Below are 919 nucleotides of genomic sequence, written 5' to 3' on the forward strand. Positions count from 1 at the left end.
ACAGGAAAACGAGGTCCTGCGTCGCGCCGCGGCCTATCTGTCTCGTGACATCAACCCAAAATGATGTACCCCTTGGTTACCGACCTGGCCCAGGCCAAGGGGGCGCAGGTTCGGGTGCCGGTGGCGGTCTCGTGCAGGGTGTTGGGTTTCTCCCGACAGGCCTACTACCAGTGGCTCGCCGACCCGGTCTGCCAGCGTGACTGGGACGATGCGCACCTGATCAACGCCGCCATCGACCTGCATGACGAGGACCCCGGCCTGGGCTACCGCCTCATCGCCGACGACCTGCCCGAGAAGGGCATCACCGCTGGTGAGAACCGGGTCCACCGACTGTGCAAGCTGCAGCGGATCCGCTCGTTCCACTCCGTCAAGAACGGCTCGTGGAAGACGCCAGGGGCCCCGGTCCACGACGACCTGGTCCAACACCACTTCACCGCCGAACAGCCCAACCTGTTGTGGTTGACCGACATCACCGAACACCACACCGCCGAGGGCAAGCTGTACCTGTGCGCAGTCAAGGATGCCTACTCCAACCGCATCGTCGGCTACTCAATCGATGCACGGATGAAGGCCAGTCTGGCCGTCAACGCGCTACGGATGGCCGTTCAGCGGCGTGGTGACGTGGCCGGGTGCGTGGTGCACTCGGACCGAGGCAGCCAGTTCCGGTCGAAGAAGTATCTGCGGGAACTCGACGCCCATCACCTGACCGGGTCGATGGGCCGGATCGCCGCGAGCGACGACAACGCGGCCATGGAGTCCTTCTTCGCCCTGGTGCAGAAGAATGTCCTGAACCGTCACCCCTGGACCAGCCGGGCAGAGTTGCGGTTGGCGATCATCACCTGGATCGAACGTTCCTACCATCGTCGACGCCGCCAACGGCGTCTCGGCAAGCTCACCCCAGTAGAGTTCGAACTGGTCC

General features: G+C 64.1%; 1 pseudogene. It reads left to right on the forward strand.

What is annotated here, in order from left to right:
* Positions 1-919: pseudogene (locus ABD073_RS15475) on the forward strand (IS3 family transposase); the annotation flags it as partial.

It is taken from the genome of Luteococcus peritonei, from assembly GCF_039526385.1.
In the GTDB taxonomy this organism is placed as follows: Bacteria; Actinomycetota; Actinomycetes; order Propionibacteriales; family Propionibacteriaceae; genus Luteococcus; species Luteococcus peritonei.